The sequence below is a fragment of the Paractinoplanes globisporus DSM 43857 genome (assembly GCF_000379645.1).
GTDB classification, from domain to species: Bacteria; Actinomycetota; Actinomycetes; order Mycobacteriales; family Micromonosporaceae; genus Actinoplanes; species Actinoplanes globisporus.
Genome location: NZ_KB903332.1, coordinates 1 through 14,529 on the forward strand (window position 1 = coordinate 1; position 14,529 = coordinate 14,529).

At 70.0% G+C, this 14,529-nt stretch carries 14 protein-coding genes; 6 read left to right on the forward strand and 8 right to left on the reverse strand.

Translation table 11 applies throughout. The features are described from left to right. Positions 1-1,959: hypothetical protein (locus A3CQ_RS58180; RefSeq protein ID WP_020516601.1), on the forward strand; the 1,959-nt coding region annotated here is incomplete at its 5' end. Here A3CQ_RS58180 and A3CQ_RS0140050 read toward each other — a convergent pair. Together A3CQ_RS0140050 and A3CQ_RS0140055 are read right to left on the reverse strand one after the other, a co-directional pair. Continuing rightward, positions 1,956-2,162, reverse strand: a complete 207-nt coding sequence (locus tag A3CQ_RS0140050; protein ID WP_020516602.1) for a hypothetical protein — start codon at positions 2,160-2,162, stop codon at positions 1,956-1,958. The two genes, A3CQ_RS58180 and A3CQ_RS0140050, sit on opposite strands and share 4 nt — an antisense overlap. A gap of 139 nt (positions 2,163-2,301) precedes the next feature. Further along, positions 2,302-3,324 carry an aspartate-semialdehyde dehydrogenase gene (locus A3CQ_RS0140055; protein ID WP_026206746.1) on the reverse strand — a complete coding sequence of 341 codons (1,023 nt, stop codon included), beginning with the start codon at positions 3,322-3,324 and terminating at the stop codon, positions 2,302-2,304. A gap of 112 nt (positions 3,325-3,436) precedes the next feature. Between A3CQ_RS0140055 and A3CQ_RS0140060 the strand changes: the two genes are divergently transcribed. Next, a complete protein-coding gene (locus tag A3CQ_RS0140060; RefSeq protein ID WP_020516604.1) occupies positions 3,437-4,234 on the forward strand; it encodes a class I SAM-dependent methyltransferase in 798 nt (265 codons plus the stop codon). Positions 4,235-4,252: 18 nt separating this feature from the next. Here A3CQ_RS0140060 and A3CQ_RS0140065 read toward each other — a convergent pair whose 3' ends face one another. The 4 genes from A3CQ_RS0140065 to A3CQ_RS0140080 are packed head-to-tail and all read right to left on the reverse strand — an operon-like array spanning position 4,253 to position 7,588. Then, a complete protein-coding gene (locus A3CQ_RS0140065) occupies positions 4,253-4,846 on the reverse strand; it encodes a M15 family metallopeptidase (protein ID WP_020516605.1) in 594 nt (197 codons plus the stop codon). A 36-nt stretch (positions 4,847-4,882) separates the two neighbouring features. Beyond that, positions 4,883-5,485: a GTP cyclohydrolase II gene (locus tag A3CQ_RS0140070; protein WP_020516606.1), complete on the reverse strand. Its 603-nt coding sequence runs from the start codon at positions 5,483-5,485 to the stop codon at positions 4,883-4,885. Between the two features lie 37 nt (positions 5,486-5,522). Then, entirely contained in the window at positions 5,523-6,656 is a 1,134-nt protein-coding gene (locus A3CQ_RS0140075) for an ABC transporter permease (RefSeq protein WP_020516607.1), read from the reverse strand. A 47-nt stretch (positions 6,657-6,703) separates the two neighbouring features. Next, the gene (locus A3CQ_RS0140080; protein ID WP_020516608.1) at positions 6,704-7,588 is read right to left on the reverse strand and encodes a LysR family transcriptional regulator; all 885 of its coding nucleotides are present in this window, start codon (positions 7,586-7,588) and stop codon (positions 6,704-6,706) included. A gap of 81 nt (positions 7,589-7,669) precedes the next feature. On the opposite strand from A3CQ_RS0140080, the gene A3CQ_RS0140085 reads away from it, so the two are divergent. The 3 genes from A3CQ_RS0140085 to A3CQ_RS0140095 all read left to right on the forward strand — a co-directional run bounded on the left by A3CQ_RS0140085 (position 7,670) and on the right by A3CQ_RS0140095 (position 11,277). Next, positions 7,670-8,887, forward strand: a complete 1,218-nt coding sequence (locus A3CQ_RS0140085) for an MFS transporter (protein ID WP_020516609.1) — start codon at positions 7,670-7,672, stop codon at positions 8,885-8,887. 378 nt (positions 8,888-9,265) lie between these two features. Further along, positions 9,266-10,324, forward strand: a complete 1,059-nt coding sequence (locus A3CQ_RS0140090; RefSeq protein ID WP_020516610.1) for a type I glyceraldehyde-3-phosphate dehydrogenase — start codon at positions 9,266-9,268, stop codon at positions 10,322-10,324. Positions 10,325-10,353: 29 nt separating this feature from the next. Beyond that, positions 10,354-11,277 (forward strand): threonine/serine dehydratase, encoded by a 924-nt coding sequence (locus tag A3CQ_RS0140095; protein ID WP_020516611.1) that lies wholly within the window; start codon positions 10,354-10,356, stop codon positions 11,275-11,277. A gap of 76 nt (positions 11,278-11,353) precedes the next feature. On the opposite strand, the gene A3CQ_RS0140100 is transcribed toward A3CQ_RS0140095, so the two are convergent. Together A3CQ_RS0140100 and A3CQ_RS0140105 are read right to left on the reverse strand one after the other, a co-directional pair. Beyond that, positions 11,354-12,352, reverse strand: coding sequence for an alpha/beta fold hydrolase (locus tag A3CQ_RS0140100; protein WP_245577558.1), 999 nt, complete (start codon positions 12,350-12,352; stop codon positions 11,354-11,356). A gap of 119 nt (positions 12,353-12,471) precedes the next feature. Then, on the reverse strand, positions 12,472-13,842 hold the full coding sequence (locus A3CQ_RS0140105; protein WP_020516613.1) for an MFS transporter: 1,371 nt from the start codon (positions 13,840-13,842) through the stop codon (positions 12,472-12,474). Between the two features lie 170 nt (positions 13,843-14,012). On the opposite strand from A3CQ_RS0140105, the gene A3CQ_RS0140110 reads away from it, so the two are divergent. Continuing rightward, positions 14,013-14,528, forward strand: coding sequence for a MarR family winged helix-turn-helix transcriptional regulator (locus A3CQ_RS0140110; protein WP_020516614.1), 516 nt, complete (start codon positions 14,013-14,015; stop codon positions 14,526-14,528). Position 14,529 lies beyond the last annotated feature (1 nt).

The window sequence follows — 14,529 nt, forward strand, 5'->3', positions numbered from 1 at the left end:
GTCGTCTTAGCCGCGGGCGCCCGGGTCCCAGCCGTCTTCCCCGGCATCGCCCTGGTCCCCGACGCGACCTTGGCGGCCGCCTTCTTGGCCGTCGTCGCCGCCTTGGCCGCTGTGCTGTTCGCCGCGGCGGTCTTGGCCATCGTCGCCTTGGCCATCGTCGCCTTGGCCGCCGTCGCCTTGGCCGCCGTCGCCTTGGCCGCCGTCGCCTTGGCCGCCGTAGTCCTAGCCATCGTCGCCTTGGCCGCCGTCGCCTTAGCCCTCGTCGCCTTAGCCGCCGACTTGGCCGCGGTCGCCTTGGCCGCCGACTTGGTCGGTGCCACCTTGGTCGCCGCCTTCTTCGCCGCCGTGGCCTTGGTCGCGGCGGCCCGGGTGGCGGTGGTCTTGGCTCCCGCCGTCTTGGCCGCGGCCCGAGCCATCGCCGCCGTCGTAGCGGCGGCCGCACTCGCCTTGGCCGCCCGCGTAGCCGCAGTCGCCTTGGCCGCAGTCGCCTTGGTAGCGGCGGCCTTGGTAGCGGCGGCCTTGGTAGCGGCGGCCTTGGCCGCGGTCGCCTTGGCCGCGGTCGCCTTGGCCGCGGTCTTCTTGGCGACGGCCGACTTGGCCGCCGACTTGGCCGCACTCTTGGTAGCCGGCGCCCGGTTGGCGGTCGTCTTGCTGGCCGGCGAGGTCTTGGCGACCCCCTTCGCCGCGCTCTTCGCCACCGACTTGGCGACAGCCGCACTCTTGGCCGCCGCCGCAGTCCTAGCGGCCGCAGTTCGCGTGACCGTAGCCGCCTTGGCGGCGGTCTTCCTGGCCGCCGCCGTGGCGGATCCGGTCGCCTTGCCGGCCGTCGACTTCGCCCGCGAAACTGCCTTCCCCGTGGCCCGGGCAGCCGCCTCCGGATCCGGCGAGACCACCGGCATCCCGCTGATCGACCCGAGCACCGCCGGCATGTCCGCGGTCCGGCTGCGCCGCACGGTCCCCGCCGCCGGCCTGATCCCCGACTCGGTGGGCTCCTCCATCACCGGCGCCGGCGCCATCGGCATCGACTCGTCCATGTCCGCCGCGGGAGTCGGCTCCGGCGGAATCGTCGCCGACATCATCCCCGGCATCGGGCTGACCGCGGCCGCCGTCCGCCGAGGCGTGACCGGCCGCCGCTTGCCCGCGACCGCACGCCCCGCGGCCTTGACCGCCACGCTCTTGGTCGTGGTCCCCGCGCCGGTGATCGCCTTGCCCCGCCCGGAGACCGCCGCCGGCTTGACCGTGCTCGGCTTACCGGTCGCGGGCTTCGAGGTAGCGGGCGTGGCCGGCCGCGCGGGCTTCGGCGTCGGCCTGGCCACGCCGGTAGCGCGCTTCGCGATCGTCTTCAGCCCGGCGGCGGTCCGCCCGGACCCGGCGGCCTTCTTCGCGGCGGCCGCTTTCACACCCGTCGCTTTCGTCGCCGTCGCTTTCACGCCCGTCACTTTGGCCACCGTCGTTTTCACGGCCGTCACTTTCGCCACGGACTTCTTGTCGCCCGCGCTCTTCGCACCGGCCGTCTTCTTGGCACCCACGTTCTTGGCGGCGGCGGTCTTAGCCACGGCCGTCCGCGCCGACTTCGTCCCGGCCGTCTTCGCGGCGGAAACAGACTTCGCGCCGGCCGCGGGCTTCGCGGATGCCGCGGACTTCGCGGCGGCCATGGACTTCGCGGCGGCGGACTTCGTGCCGGCCGCCGAGCGCTGCCCGACGATCGCCGGCTTCGCCGCCTTCGCGGCGGCGGCGACACCCCGGTTGGGTGTGCTCGGCTTCGGCACCGTCGGCCGCGTGGTCGTGGTCGTGCGCACCGTCGCCGTCCCGGTCTTCCGGGCGGCCGTTGTTGCTCTGGTCGGAGCCTTTTTGGCAGCGGCCATCAGGGTGTTCCTCCTTGCGAATGACTGCGGGCTCGTCTCCGCCTGGAGACTGCGAATTCCGGCTTGGACACAGGGGGTCGCGCGCCGGTGCTAGCTGACCTCCCCGGTCCAGCGGGCATCCTCGGCATCCCACTCGGCATTGCGCTTCTCGACGGTCTCGAGTGCCCGCGTCGCTTCGTCAGCCGTGGCGTAGGGGCCGAGCCGGTACTGGGCGGGACACATGTCGTCGCCGGTCTCGACACGGCTGTGGCGGAGACACCAGAAATAGCTGCCCCCGCCGAGCCCACTGTCGTTCATGCCATCACTGTGCACCTCAAACCGACCATCCGCCACCGATTCGGGCAAAAAGTCCTAGATTTCCACATTGGATATGAATGCCACTCAAGAAAAAACCGCCCCGGCCGATCCCGGCCGGGGCGGTGCGAAGAGCGAAAACCTAGAGCTCGGCGGCCACCAACTCGGCCACCTGCACCGCGTTCAGCGCGGCGCCCTTGCGCAGGTTGTCGTTCGAGACGAAGAGCGCGAGACCGTTCTCCACCGTCTCGTCGGCACGGATGCGGCCGACATAGGACGGGTCGCGACCGGCCGCCTCGAGCGGGGTCGGAACATCGGAGAGCTCGACACCGGGCGCGACAGCGAGCAGCTCACGAGCACGCGCCGGCGTAAGAGGCCGGGCGAAGCGGGCATTCAGCTGGAGCGAGTGGCCGGTGAAGACCGGCACGCGCACACAGGTACCGGAGACCAGCAGCTGCGGGATGTCGAGGATCTTGCGGCTCTCGTTGCGCAGCTTGTGCTCCTCGTCGGTCTCGCCCCGGCCGTCGTCGACGATCGAGCCGGCCAGCGGCAGCACGTTGAACGCGATGTTCTTGGCGAACGAGCGGGGCGCCGGGAACTCCACGGCCGAGCCGTCGTGGGTGAGCTCGGTGGCCCGGTCGGCGACCTTCTTCACCTGCTCGTCGAGCTCGCTCACGCCGGCCAGCCCGGCGCCGGAGACGGCCTGGTACGTGGTGGCGACCAGCGCGACAAGACCGGCCTCGTCGTGCAGCGGGCGCAGCACCGGCATCGCCGCCATGGTCGTGCAGTTCGGGTTGGCGATGATGCCCTTCGGCCGGTTGCGGGCCGCGTCGGGGTTGACCTCGCTCACCACGAGCGGAACGGACGGGTCCATCCGCCAGGCCGACGAGTTGTCGATGACCACGGCCCCGGCGGCGGCGACGCGCGGCGCCAGCTCCTTCGAGCTGCCCTTGCCGGCCGAGAAGAGCACGATGTCGAGCCCCCGGAAGTCCGCCGTCGCGGCGTCCTCGACGGTGATCTCGCCGTCCTTCCACGGGAGCGTGCGACCCGCGGAGCGCGCGGAAGCAAACAGCCGAAGCTGATCAACGGGAAACTCGCGCTCGGCCAGGATGCGCCGCATGACGCCGCCCACCTGTCCCGTCGCGCCGACAATGCCGATCCTCATGCCGACAAAAGTACGGCCTGACGTGGCCAGGAAGAAATCGCTTAACTCACCACGTACCATATGCTGGGATTTTGTTCTCACATACAAGGACGGCGGGGCTAGCGTCGAAGACATGGCGACCTACACGCACGGACACCACGAGTCGGTCTTGCGCTCGCATCGCTGGCGCACCGCAGAGAATTCGGCGGCCTACCTGTTGCCGCGGCTGAATTCCGGAGTTTCGGTTCTCGACGTCGGCTGCGGCCCCGGCACCATCACGGCCGACCTCGCGACGCTGGTCACACCGGGCCGGGTCACCGCGCTCGAGGTCACCGAGGAGGCGCTCGACCTGGCCCGCGCCGAGATCGCCCGGCGCGGCATCACCAATGTCGACTTCGCGACCGGCGACGTGCACGCGCTCGACTTCCCCGACGACACCTTCGACGTGGTGCACGCCCACCAGGTGCTCCAGCACGTGACCGACCCGGTGGCGGCGCTGCGCGAGATGCGCCGTGTCGCGAAAGAAGGTGGCGTGGTGGCGGTGCGCGACAGCGACTATGCGGCGTTCACCTGGTTCCCGGAGTTCCCCGAGCTCACCGAGTGGCTCGATCTGTACGAGCGGATCGCCCGGGGTAACGGCGGCGAGCCCGACGCCGGCCGCCGGCTGCTGGCCTGGGGTCGAGCGGCCGGGTTCACCGAGCTGACCGCCACCTCGAGCACCTGGTGCTTCGCCACCCCCGACGACCGGGCCTGGTGGGGCGGCATGTGGGCCGATCGGGTGCTGAAATCCGAGATGGCGGCGACCGCGCTGCGCACCGGCGCCGCCACGGCCGACGATCTCCAGCGCATCTCCGACGGCTGGCGCGCCTGGGCCGCCCATCCCGACGGCTGGCTGTCGCTACTGCACGGCGAGCTGCTGGCCACCGCCTGACGCCTCGGGTTTGCTGATCTACTGGGGTTTGAAGGCCCAATGCCAGCTCTCCCGGGGCGCGGTGTTGTAGAAGCCGTACTTGGCGGCGTTCTCCCGCACCCAGGAGAGGGCGTTGGCGTTCAGGTCGAGATCCGCGGCCATGCCCCAGCCATGCTCGCTGGTGCCGGGCTTGGCCGCGAGCCCGCCTTGCGAGTACAACCCCTTCCGCCGGGCGAGATCGACCTGCTCGGCGTACGGGCGGTACGAGTCGGTGATGCCGATCTTGACACCGTCCTTCTCGGCGTCGGACATCATCCGGGTCAGCGCCTCGGCGGCCGGCCCCCACAGCTTGTGCCGGGTGGTGCCGACCTGCTCGAGCGCGCTCGCCGGGACCTTCCCGTTGCCGTACGCGGCGAGGTCGGTCGGGATCCCGTTGCTGTTCAGCGAATAGGTACGACTCGACGACGACTGCGAGACGGCGTCCGACAGGTAACTGGCGAAGTCGTCCCCGGCCGCGCCGCCCGTCGTCACGGAGGACTGGGTCTGCGTACCGCGGCCGGCCTGCTGGGTCTGCAGCGCGATGATCCGGCTCTGGATGTCGGCGATCCGCGCGTTGATTCCCTCGATTCCCACACAATTCCGTTCGGCGGAATGGCGGGAATCTGAGGATCAGCCGGCCATCGGCAGCGTGAGAGTGTGCCGGGTCAGCGACGCCTTGGCCTCCAGATACCGGACGTTGGCCGCGGTCGCGTACACCCCGGTGGGAAGCACTCGCCGCACGCCGATTCCGAGCCGCCGCAATTGTGCGGGTTTATCGGGGTTGTTGGTCAGAAGGTCGATCTCCGAGACCCCGAGCGACGACAGCATCTGCGCGGCCGACGTGTAGTCCCGCTCGTCATCGGCGTGCCCGAGCGCACGGTTCGCGGCGTACGTGTCCAATCCTTGATCTTGAAGCGCGTAGGCGTCGAGCTTGGCGTACAGCCCGATCCCCCGGCCCTCCTGCCGCAGGTAGAGCAGGTAGCCACCGACGCCGGCGATACGCTCGACGGCCTCGCGCAGCTGCGGTCCGCAGTCGCACCGCTCCGACCCGAACACGTCCCCGGTCAGGCACTCGGAGTGCAGCCGCACCAGCGGGGTCGGCCCGGGCGTGCCCACCTTGAGCGCCAGGTGCTCGCGACCGTCGGCGAGCCCGTCGAAGGTCGTGACCTCGGCCGAGGTGGCATAGCCGTCGGGGAACCGCAGCGGAACGGTGACGGTGGTGCGTACGGGCATGCCGGAAGGTATCGGTCGTGCCGATCTCGAGCTGAGGTTAGATCGAGACCGGCTCGCGGCGCTCGGCTCCCTCGAGTCGCTCCGTCAGCTCGAGCTCGACCTCGGAGGTGGCGTTCCGCCGGTTCGGCAGCATGTTGGTGATCAGCACGACCAGCGCACCGATCCCGGCGTAGAGGCCGAGCACCAGCAGATGCCGGTGGATCGGCGCGGCCGGGAAGTAGAGGTTGTCCCGGACGGCCTGGACGCCGGCGCCGGTCGGCAGGTTCTCGCCGAGGTGCCGGCCGAACGACGGCAGGAACTCGGGCAGGATGCTCGCGCCCGAGATGACCGTGCCGAGCGTGAAGTACATGGCGCCGATCAGTGCGCCGGCCGGGCCGAACAACGCGACCGCGCCGGCCGTGGAGGCCGTGATGGCCAGCGAGATCAGCGAGAAGATGCCGAGCATCTCGCCGCGGTCGGCGGTCTCGCCCACCCCGAACCACGTCATCGACCAGAGAATGACGGCCGCGGACCCCACGGCGTACACGATCAGGATGGTCACGTGCGCGAGGCCGCGCCGCCAGGAGCGCGGAGCGCGCGGGATGAGCCGGCCGAGACCCATCGAGGCGATCGTGCCGCCGAGCGCGAGCGCCTGCGTGAGGAAGCCGAGCGAGACGCCGTTGACGTCGTTGGTGGGCAGCGGTACGACGTCGGTGATCGCGGGCGGCGTGTTGAGGTCCTGCGCCTGGCTGACCTTCATCGTGTCGTCGCCCTTGGCCAGGTCGGCGAGGGTGTCGGCGGTCTGCTGCTGCACGACGGTGGTGTACGTGGTGCGCAACAGACCGGCGGCCGCGTTCCCGGCGGCGCTCGCCACGTAGAGGTGCGGCTTGCTCGCGGTGACGTCGACTCCCCCGTACACATCCCGGCGTTTGATCGCGATGATCAGGTCGTCCGACGTGGCGTAGTCGGTGACCCGGAAGTAGTCGTTCGCGGAGAGCAGGCTGATCACGGTCGCCCGCTTGGCGGCCGGCGAGACCAGGCCCACGGGCAGGTGGTGCGGCTGCGCCTTGTGGCCCATGCCCAGGTAGTAGGCGGTCAGTCCGAGCTGCACGAGCATGCCGATCAGGCAGACGGCCAGGGCGAACCGCCGGAACTTCTGCACCGACTCGACCTGCTGGCTGTTCTCCGACATCGACGCCTCCTTGGTCGTCCATCAGCAGCATTACGGACGAAGGCGCATCATGCGGCCGTTTCGCTGATCAGGGCGACAAGGGCTCGCGCCGCCGCGCTCGGGGCCCGCAGCGCGGACACCGCCACTCCGAGCGGCCACTCCAGCTCCACGTCACTCACTTCTTTCAAGATCAAACCCGTTTCGTCCCGTACGGCGAAACGGGGCAGAATGGAGATACCAAGGCCCTCGCGTACGTAGCTGGCGGCGCTCGTGATGTCGATGACCTCGACGCCCACCCGGCGGTCGAACCCGGCCGCGGCGAAGGCCCGGTCGAGCACGATGCGGTTGCCGTAACCCGCCGGGAAGTCGACGAAGAGCTCGTCGGCCAGATCGGCGATGCGCACCTCCTGGTCGCCGGCGAGCCGGTGCCCGGCCGGGAGCACCAGCTCGAGCCGGCGCCGCAGCAGCTGCCGCACCCGGATCCCGGCCGGCGGCCGTCCCGGCAGCGACGCGATCGCAAGGTCGAGCGAGCCGTCGATCAGCCGCTCCACCAGCCCGAGCGAACCGTACGGCGAGACCGTGAGACGCAGCACGACCTCCGGGTGGCTGCGGTGGAAACTGCCCAGCACGGCCGGGACGTCGATCTCCGCGACCGAGTTGAGCGTGCCGATCCGCAGCGTGCCCCGCAGGCCGCCGCGCACCTCGCCGACCGCGTCCCGGGCCGCCTGCGCCGCGTCCAGCGCGCCGCGGGCCCGGGGCAGCAGCGCCTCGCCGGCGTCGGTCAGCGCCACCCGCTTGGAACTGCGCTCCAGCAGCTCGGCGCCGAGCTCCCGCTCGAGCTGTTTGATCACCGCCGAGACGCCGGACTGCACCACGTGCAGGCGCGCGGCGGCCCGGGTGAAGCTGCGCTCCTCGGCCACCGCCACGAAGTACTCGAAGTGCTTGAGCTCCATGAGTCGATCATCTCACCTCGTGATGCTTACTAGCACTCATCATCGTTGGACTTGATGCTTGGCGCGAAGCACTCTGATGACATGACCGTTCTCTCGCCCGTCCGCGCCTCCACCGAGCTCCGCGGATCCACCCGGCACGGCGTCGCCTTCTGGCTGATCGCCGCGGTGTACCTCGTGTCGCAGGCGTTCTCCACCGTGCCCACCCCGCTCTACCCGATCTACCAGCGCGAGGACGGTTTCTCCGCGTTCACCGTGACCATCGTCTTCGCCGTGTACGCGGTCGGCGTCGTCGCCAGCCTGCTGCTCGCCGGCCACGTGTCCGACTGGGCCGGGCGCCGCCGGATCCTGGTGCCCGCGCTCGCCACCCAGGCCCTGGCCGGCGTGCTGTTCCTGGCCTGGCCCGCACTGCCCGGCCTGGTCATCGCCCGGTTCCTCACCGGCCTCGGGATCGGCATGATCACCGCTACCGCGACCGCGTACCTGCTCGAGCTGCACACCGCGCACCGCCCCGCCGCGGGCCGCGCGCGCTTCGACGCCGTCTCGGCCGCGGCCAACCTCGGCGGGCTCGCCACCGGTCCGCTGATCGCGGGCGCGCTCGCCCAGTTCGCGCCGGCGCCGCTGCGTACCCCGTACGTCGTCATGCTGGTCCTGCTGGCACTGGCGATAGTCGCCGTCGTGGCCGTGCCCGAGACCGTGATCGCGCCCGAGGTCAGGCCGGCCTATCGGCCGCAGCGCATCCGGATCACCCGGGGAAGCCGCACCGCCTACCTGGTCGCCGCGGCCGCCGCGTTCACCTCGTTCGCCGTCTTCGGGCTGTTCACCTCGCTCGCGCCCGGTTTCCTGGCCGGGTCGCTGCACCACGGCAGCCGCCTGCTCGCCGGCGCCGTCACGTTCCTGGTCTTCGCGACCGGCGCCGCGATGCAGGCCGCACCCGGGAAGAGGCGCCTCACCAGCGGCCTGATCGCCACGGCCGCCGGGCTCGTGGTGCTCGCCGCCGGGGTCCAGGCCACCGCGCTCTGGCCCTTCCTGGCCGGCGGCGCGCTGGCCGGCGCGGGTGCGGGCATCCTGTTCAAGGCGGCGATCGGCACGGTCGTCGGCATGGCCGCGCCCCACGAGCGCGGCGAGACCCTGGCCGGGTTGTTCCTCTTCGGATACCTCGGCCTGATCCTCCCGGTGATCGGCGTCGGCGTCGCCACCCAGTTCGTGGGGGCCACCACCGCGATGCTCTGGTTCGCCGGTGTCATGCTGGCCCTGCTGGCCGGCGTCGCGATCCTGCACCGCGCCGGCCGCGCCCGGTGATTTCCCACACGCGGCTGATCGGTTCCGGAATATCTATCCGCCGCGCCCGGGTTGGAATTCTCGCAAAAAAATGGCACGCCTGGCCGGAAAACGCATAGCCGATCCGGATGACGCGGACCATCTCCGAGAACCCATTCACCTTTCCGAGCGACATCGCATCAAGCGCCACCAATGCCCGAAAGTCACCGTTCACGAACGCACGACGGTCCCCACCAGGTCATACCCGGATCTAGGCAGGTCTGTGACCCGTCCCGCGTTGACGTGCAAGTTGCACGACTCATAGTGTCGAGGGCGTGACGGTGGGTGGAATCCCGGGTAACCAGGCTCCGCCCGGCGCCACACGACAAGCACGGATCACAAGCGGCCTAGGAGCCTTCGATGACTGTCACGATCGGCATCAACGGATTGGGTCGGATCGGCCGCAGCATCACGAGGATAGTGGCGGCGGCCGGGGAATCCGGAATATCCATTGCCGCGGTGAACGACCTCGCGTCGATCGAGAAAATGGCCTATGGGCTGCGCCGCGACAGCATTAGGGGCTCATTTCCCGGCACCGTCACCACCCGCGCCGATCACCTCGTCGTGAATGACCACGCGATACGCGTATTCCATCACCCGCGCCCCGAGCGCATCCCCTGGGCCGACGCCGGGGTCGACGTGGTCATCGAGGCCACCGGACGGTTCCGGGCCGGCACCAGCGCCCGCCGGCACATCACCCACGGCGGCGCCCGCAAGGTCGTGATCAGCGCCTCGGCCGACGACCCCGACGCGTTCCTGGTCTTCGGCGCCAACCACCACATCTACGACCCCGCGCTGCACGACGTGGTCTCGCCCGGCTCGTGCGGCGTCAACGCGCTCACGGTGATGGCAAAGGTTCTGCTGGATCGATTTGGCCTGCGCTCGGTGAACACGTCGGTGGTCCTGGCCACCCAGGGCTGGCAGAAGGCGCAGGACTCGGTGCTCGGCACCTCCCGCGAGGACCCGCGCCTGGGCCGGGCCGCCGGGGAGAGCATCATCCCGCACAACTACGTCGTCGGCGACCTGGTGCGGGTGGCGCTGCCCGAGATCGGCGAGATGCGGTACAGCTACTACTGCGTGCCCACTCCGATCGGGTCGCTGGCCCAGCTCTCCGGCAACACCGACCACGCGGTCAGCGTCGAGGACGTCAACCGGGCCATGGCCGAGGCCGCCGCCGGTCCACTGCGCGGCATCCTCGCGTACGACCCGGACCCCACCGTGTCGATCGACGTGAAGAACAATCCGGCCTCCTGCCTGCTCGACCCGTCGGGCACACAGACCACCGCGGACGGCGGGGTGACCGTCCGCGGCTGGTTCGACAACGAGTGGGGCTTCTCGAACCGCCTGCTCGACCTCGCGCGCCTCGTGGGTGAATCCTCGCCCGTCGCGTCCCGGCGGGTGAGCTGGAGCATCGCGTAACCCTTGCCTGCCTCATAGAGTCAACAGCGATGATTGACATCGACGACATACGGGCGGCGGAACGGCGGATCGGCGACCGGGTGCGGCGCACGCCACTTCTCGAGGCGGACGACCGGCTCTGGTTCAAGCTCGAGCTCACGCAGCACGCCGGAAGCTTCAAGACCCGCGGCATGATGAACCAGATCGTCGCGGCGGCCACCCGGGGCGTGCTCCCCTCGGCCGGCATCGTGGCGGCCTCCGGCGGAAACGCGGGCCTGGCGGCGGCGTACGCGGCGCGCGAGCTGGGCGTCCCCGCCGAGGTCTACGTGCCGTCGACGGCCCCCGCGGTCAAAGTGGACAAGCTGCGCAAGCTCGGCGCGTCGGTCGTGCAGACCGGCAACGAGTACGCCGAGGCGTACGCGGCGGCCGTGGAATGGGCCCAGGCCTCGGGCGCGTACTTCTGCCACGCCTACGACGACCCCGACATGGTCGCCGGCAACGGCACGCTCGGCCTCGAACTGCTCTCCCAGCTGCCCGGCGGCTTCGACACGGTGCTGGTGGCGGTCGGCGGCGGCGGCCTGATCGCCGGCATGATCGCCGCCCTGAGCTCCTCGGGCATCTCGGTCGTCTCGGTCGAGCCGGCGACCTCCGCCTGCCTGCACGAGGCCCTGCGGGCCGGAGCCCCGGTCGACGTCCCGGTCTCCGGCGTGGCCGCCGACTCGCTGGGCGCACGCCGAGCCGGCGAGATCGCTTTCGAGCTGGCCCGCGACGCCGGGATCGCCTCGCTCCTGGTCGACGACAAGGCCATCGTCGACGCCCGCCGCCGCCTCTGGGACGACTACCGCCTGGCGGTCGAGCACGGCACGGCGGCGGCCTATGCGGCCCTGACCTCCGGCGCGTACCTCCCGGCGCCCGGCGAGCGGGTCGTGGTCCTCCTCTGCGGCGCCAACACCAATCCCGCCGATCTCACCTGACGGAACGAGTTTCTTGTGATGTTCGGCCGGTGACGGGCGGCTGCCGTGGTCGCGGTGGCAGCCGCCCGAGGGCCGGTCATCCCAGGAATTGCAGGAGAATCGTGGTGAGCTCGGCGGGGTGTTCTTGGTAGAGCCAGTGTCCGGAGTTCGGGATGACGACACCGGTCACGTTGGTGGCGTACTGGCTGACCCAAGTGGCCTCACGGCTGCCCAGGTTGGCGGAGGCGCCGATGGCAAGGACTGGCATCGTGAGCTTGGTCTGCTGGTAGACGGCGTTGTCCTTGACGTCTCGCGGCAGGGTGGCGAACCACTCGATGCTTGCCCGCAAGTGTCCGGGTTGCGCGAGGAAGTGGGCATAGATGTCCATGTCGCATGCTGTGACGGCGCCCTTGACCACCTCGCTGGTCGGCATGAAGTCGGTGACCCACTGCTGCTCCCGGCCGGTCATCAAGTCCTCGGCGAGGCCGTTTTTCTCGGCGAACAGGCCGAACCACCACAGCCCCGGGCCGTTCGGAGTCAGCGAGGGGAACGTATAGATGGTCGGATCCGGGATCGGGGCCTCGCTGAGCACGAGTTTCACGATGTCATCGGGATGGGCGGCGGCGTAGGGATAGGCGACCGTGGTGCCGATGTCGTGGGCGACGATCCTGAGGTCGTGGCTGAGGCCGAGTTTGACCATCAGCGCGTAGATGTCGGCGGCCATGGCTTTCTTCGTGTAGTTGGCGGCGGGCGCGGGAGCATCACTCAGCCCGGCGCCGGGCAGGTCGGGCGCGACGACCGTGTAGTGCTGGGCGAGCGCGGGCAGGATGTGGTCCCACGTGTACCAGGTCTGCGGGTAGCCGTGCAGCAGGAGCAGGGTGGGCCCGTGGCCGCCGCGCACGTAGTTGATGCCGATGCCGTTGACCTTGACCTTGCGCTCGACGAAGCCGGCCGGGGGCGACGGGTTGAGTGAACAGGCGCCCGGGGCGGATGAGGCGGGAGCGGATCCGGTTTGGGCGGAGGCCCCCGGTCCGGCCGCGATGAGCAGCCCGGCGATGCCGGTGACCGCCGCGATGGCGATGACGGTTGCACGCACGCTTGTCCGGTGCGCGGCGCGGATGAGTTTCATTGGCCTGCCTTTCCGTGTCTGGGCCAGGTGCCGACTGCATCGCTGGCCAGGAACAATTGCGGCGTTGCGAGTGGATGAATCGGAGCTCAGCTCGCGGTGTCGCGTCCGAGCCGCACCGTCATTGCGCAGACGATGGCGGCGATGAACAGGAGCACGCCGTTGACGCTCAGCGCGGTGTGCAGGGCGGCGGACATGCTGGCGCCGCCCGCGATCCGGCTGGTGAGGATCACGCCGAGGACGGCGGGACCGAGGACGGCGCCGTACTGGCGCAGGGCGGTGTTCGAGGCGGCCGCCATGCCGGCGAGGCGATGCGGGACGGCGTGGATCGCGGCGACGGCGACGGCGCTGAGCATGAATGCGTCGGCGACGCCCAGGATGGCGAGCCGCCATGCGGCGGCGCCGATCGAGGTGTCGGCCTGAATTCCGGTCATCAGGAACATCGCCACCGAGCCCAGCCCCAGCCCGACGGCCAGGAGCGCGACCGGTGGCCATCTGGTCAGCAGCCGTCCGACCAGGGGATTCGCCACGGCTGTGACGCCGTTGATGAACAGCAGCCGCACACCGATGGCTAGTGGTGACAGGTGCTGCCCGGCGCCGAAGAACAGGCTGAGCAGGAAGATTGTCCCGACGAGCGCGAACAGGGCGATCAGTGCGGAGAAACCGGCGGCGCTGAAGGCGGGTGACCGGAACAGGGACAGGTTCAGCAGCGGTGAGCTCGAGCGTGCCTCGATACGCAGGAACGCGGCGAACGCGGCAGCGCCCACGGCCAGCCCGAGAACGGCCCGGGCCGAGCTCCAACCGGACTGGCCGCCCTCGATCACACCGAAGATGCTGGCGGCGATCGCGACCGTCGCGGTGATCTGGCCGGGCCAGTCCAGGCGGCGGCCGTCCGGCGCCTTCGATTCCGGCAGGCGCAGCGCGGCGAGGACACCGGCGACGAGGGCCAGCCCCGCATTCGGTACGAATACCCAGCCCCACCCGGCGTACCGGAGGATGGTCCCGGACAGCAGCGGTCCGACCGCGATGCCGAGCACGAGTCCGGTGGCCCACAGGGCGACGTAGCGGGCCCGGGCATGCAGATCGGGTACCGCGTGGGCGATCAGTGCGAGCGTGGTCGGCAGCAGCAAACCGGCGCCGACGCCGGTGACGGCCTGACCGGTCCACAACAGATGAAGTGCGGACGCGCCGGTCAGCGTGCCTGCGATCGCGGCGATCACGGTGCCGAACACGGTCAGCGCCATACCGATGAGATAGACGCGGCGGCGGCCATGAAGATCCCCGAAGACACCGGCCGAGAGAATCATCGCCGCCATCGGAATGATGTAGCTGTCACTGATCCACTGCAGATCCGCCGTCGAGGCGCCGGTCGAGGCGCCGATCGTGGTCAGCGAATCGCTGACCGTCGTGATCGGCATATACGTTACGAAGACCCCCAGAACGGCCAGCGCGACGGTCAACGCGACAGTCCGCGTGCCGGGAGCACCTTGCGGCTTCGGGTGCGCGGGGGCGACTCTTCCCGCCCTGGTGGCGTTCGTTGCCATGGCTCGATCCCTTCACCTTCATTATCTTGACGTGAAGATAAATTTATCACGACGTCGAGATTCTTCAAGCTGTTATATTTGTGGTCATGGCCACGCCCAGCTCTCGACGCGACCGAGTCGACACGATGCTCGCGTTCCTCGCCACGTTTGAGCCCGAGCGTGACGCCTCCGCGAAGGCGATCGCCTGGCGCCTGCGGCGCGCCGCCCGCCAACTCGACACCGAGGTTCGCCGACGGCTGGCCCCCCTCGGCATGGAGCTTTGGGAGCTGGAGATCCTCAGCGGACTGCGCCGAGCAGGCGGCACGCTGACCGTTGGCGAACTGCTGGACGTGGCCCAGCTGACCTCCGGAGCAATCACCAACCGCATCGCACGCCTCGAGCGCGAGGGCTACGTCCGACGCGATGTCGACCCCGCCGACCGCCGCCAGGTTCTGGTGACGCTCACCCCCAGCGGCCTCGAACGCCAGCTACAGGCCGTCGAGGCCAACGATGTCGCGGAGCAGGAAATCTTCGCCACCATCGACCCGGCACTGCAGCACCGGCTGAGCAGCGACCTACGCGAACTGCTACTCGCTATCGAAGGACCGGACCCTCACGCCTGAA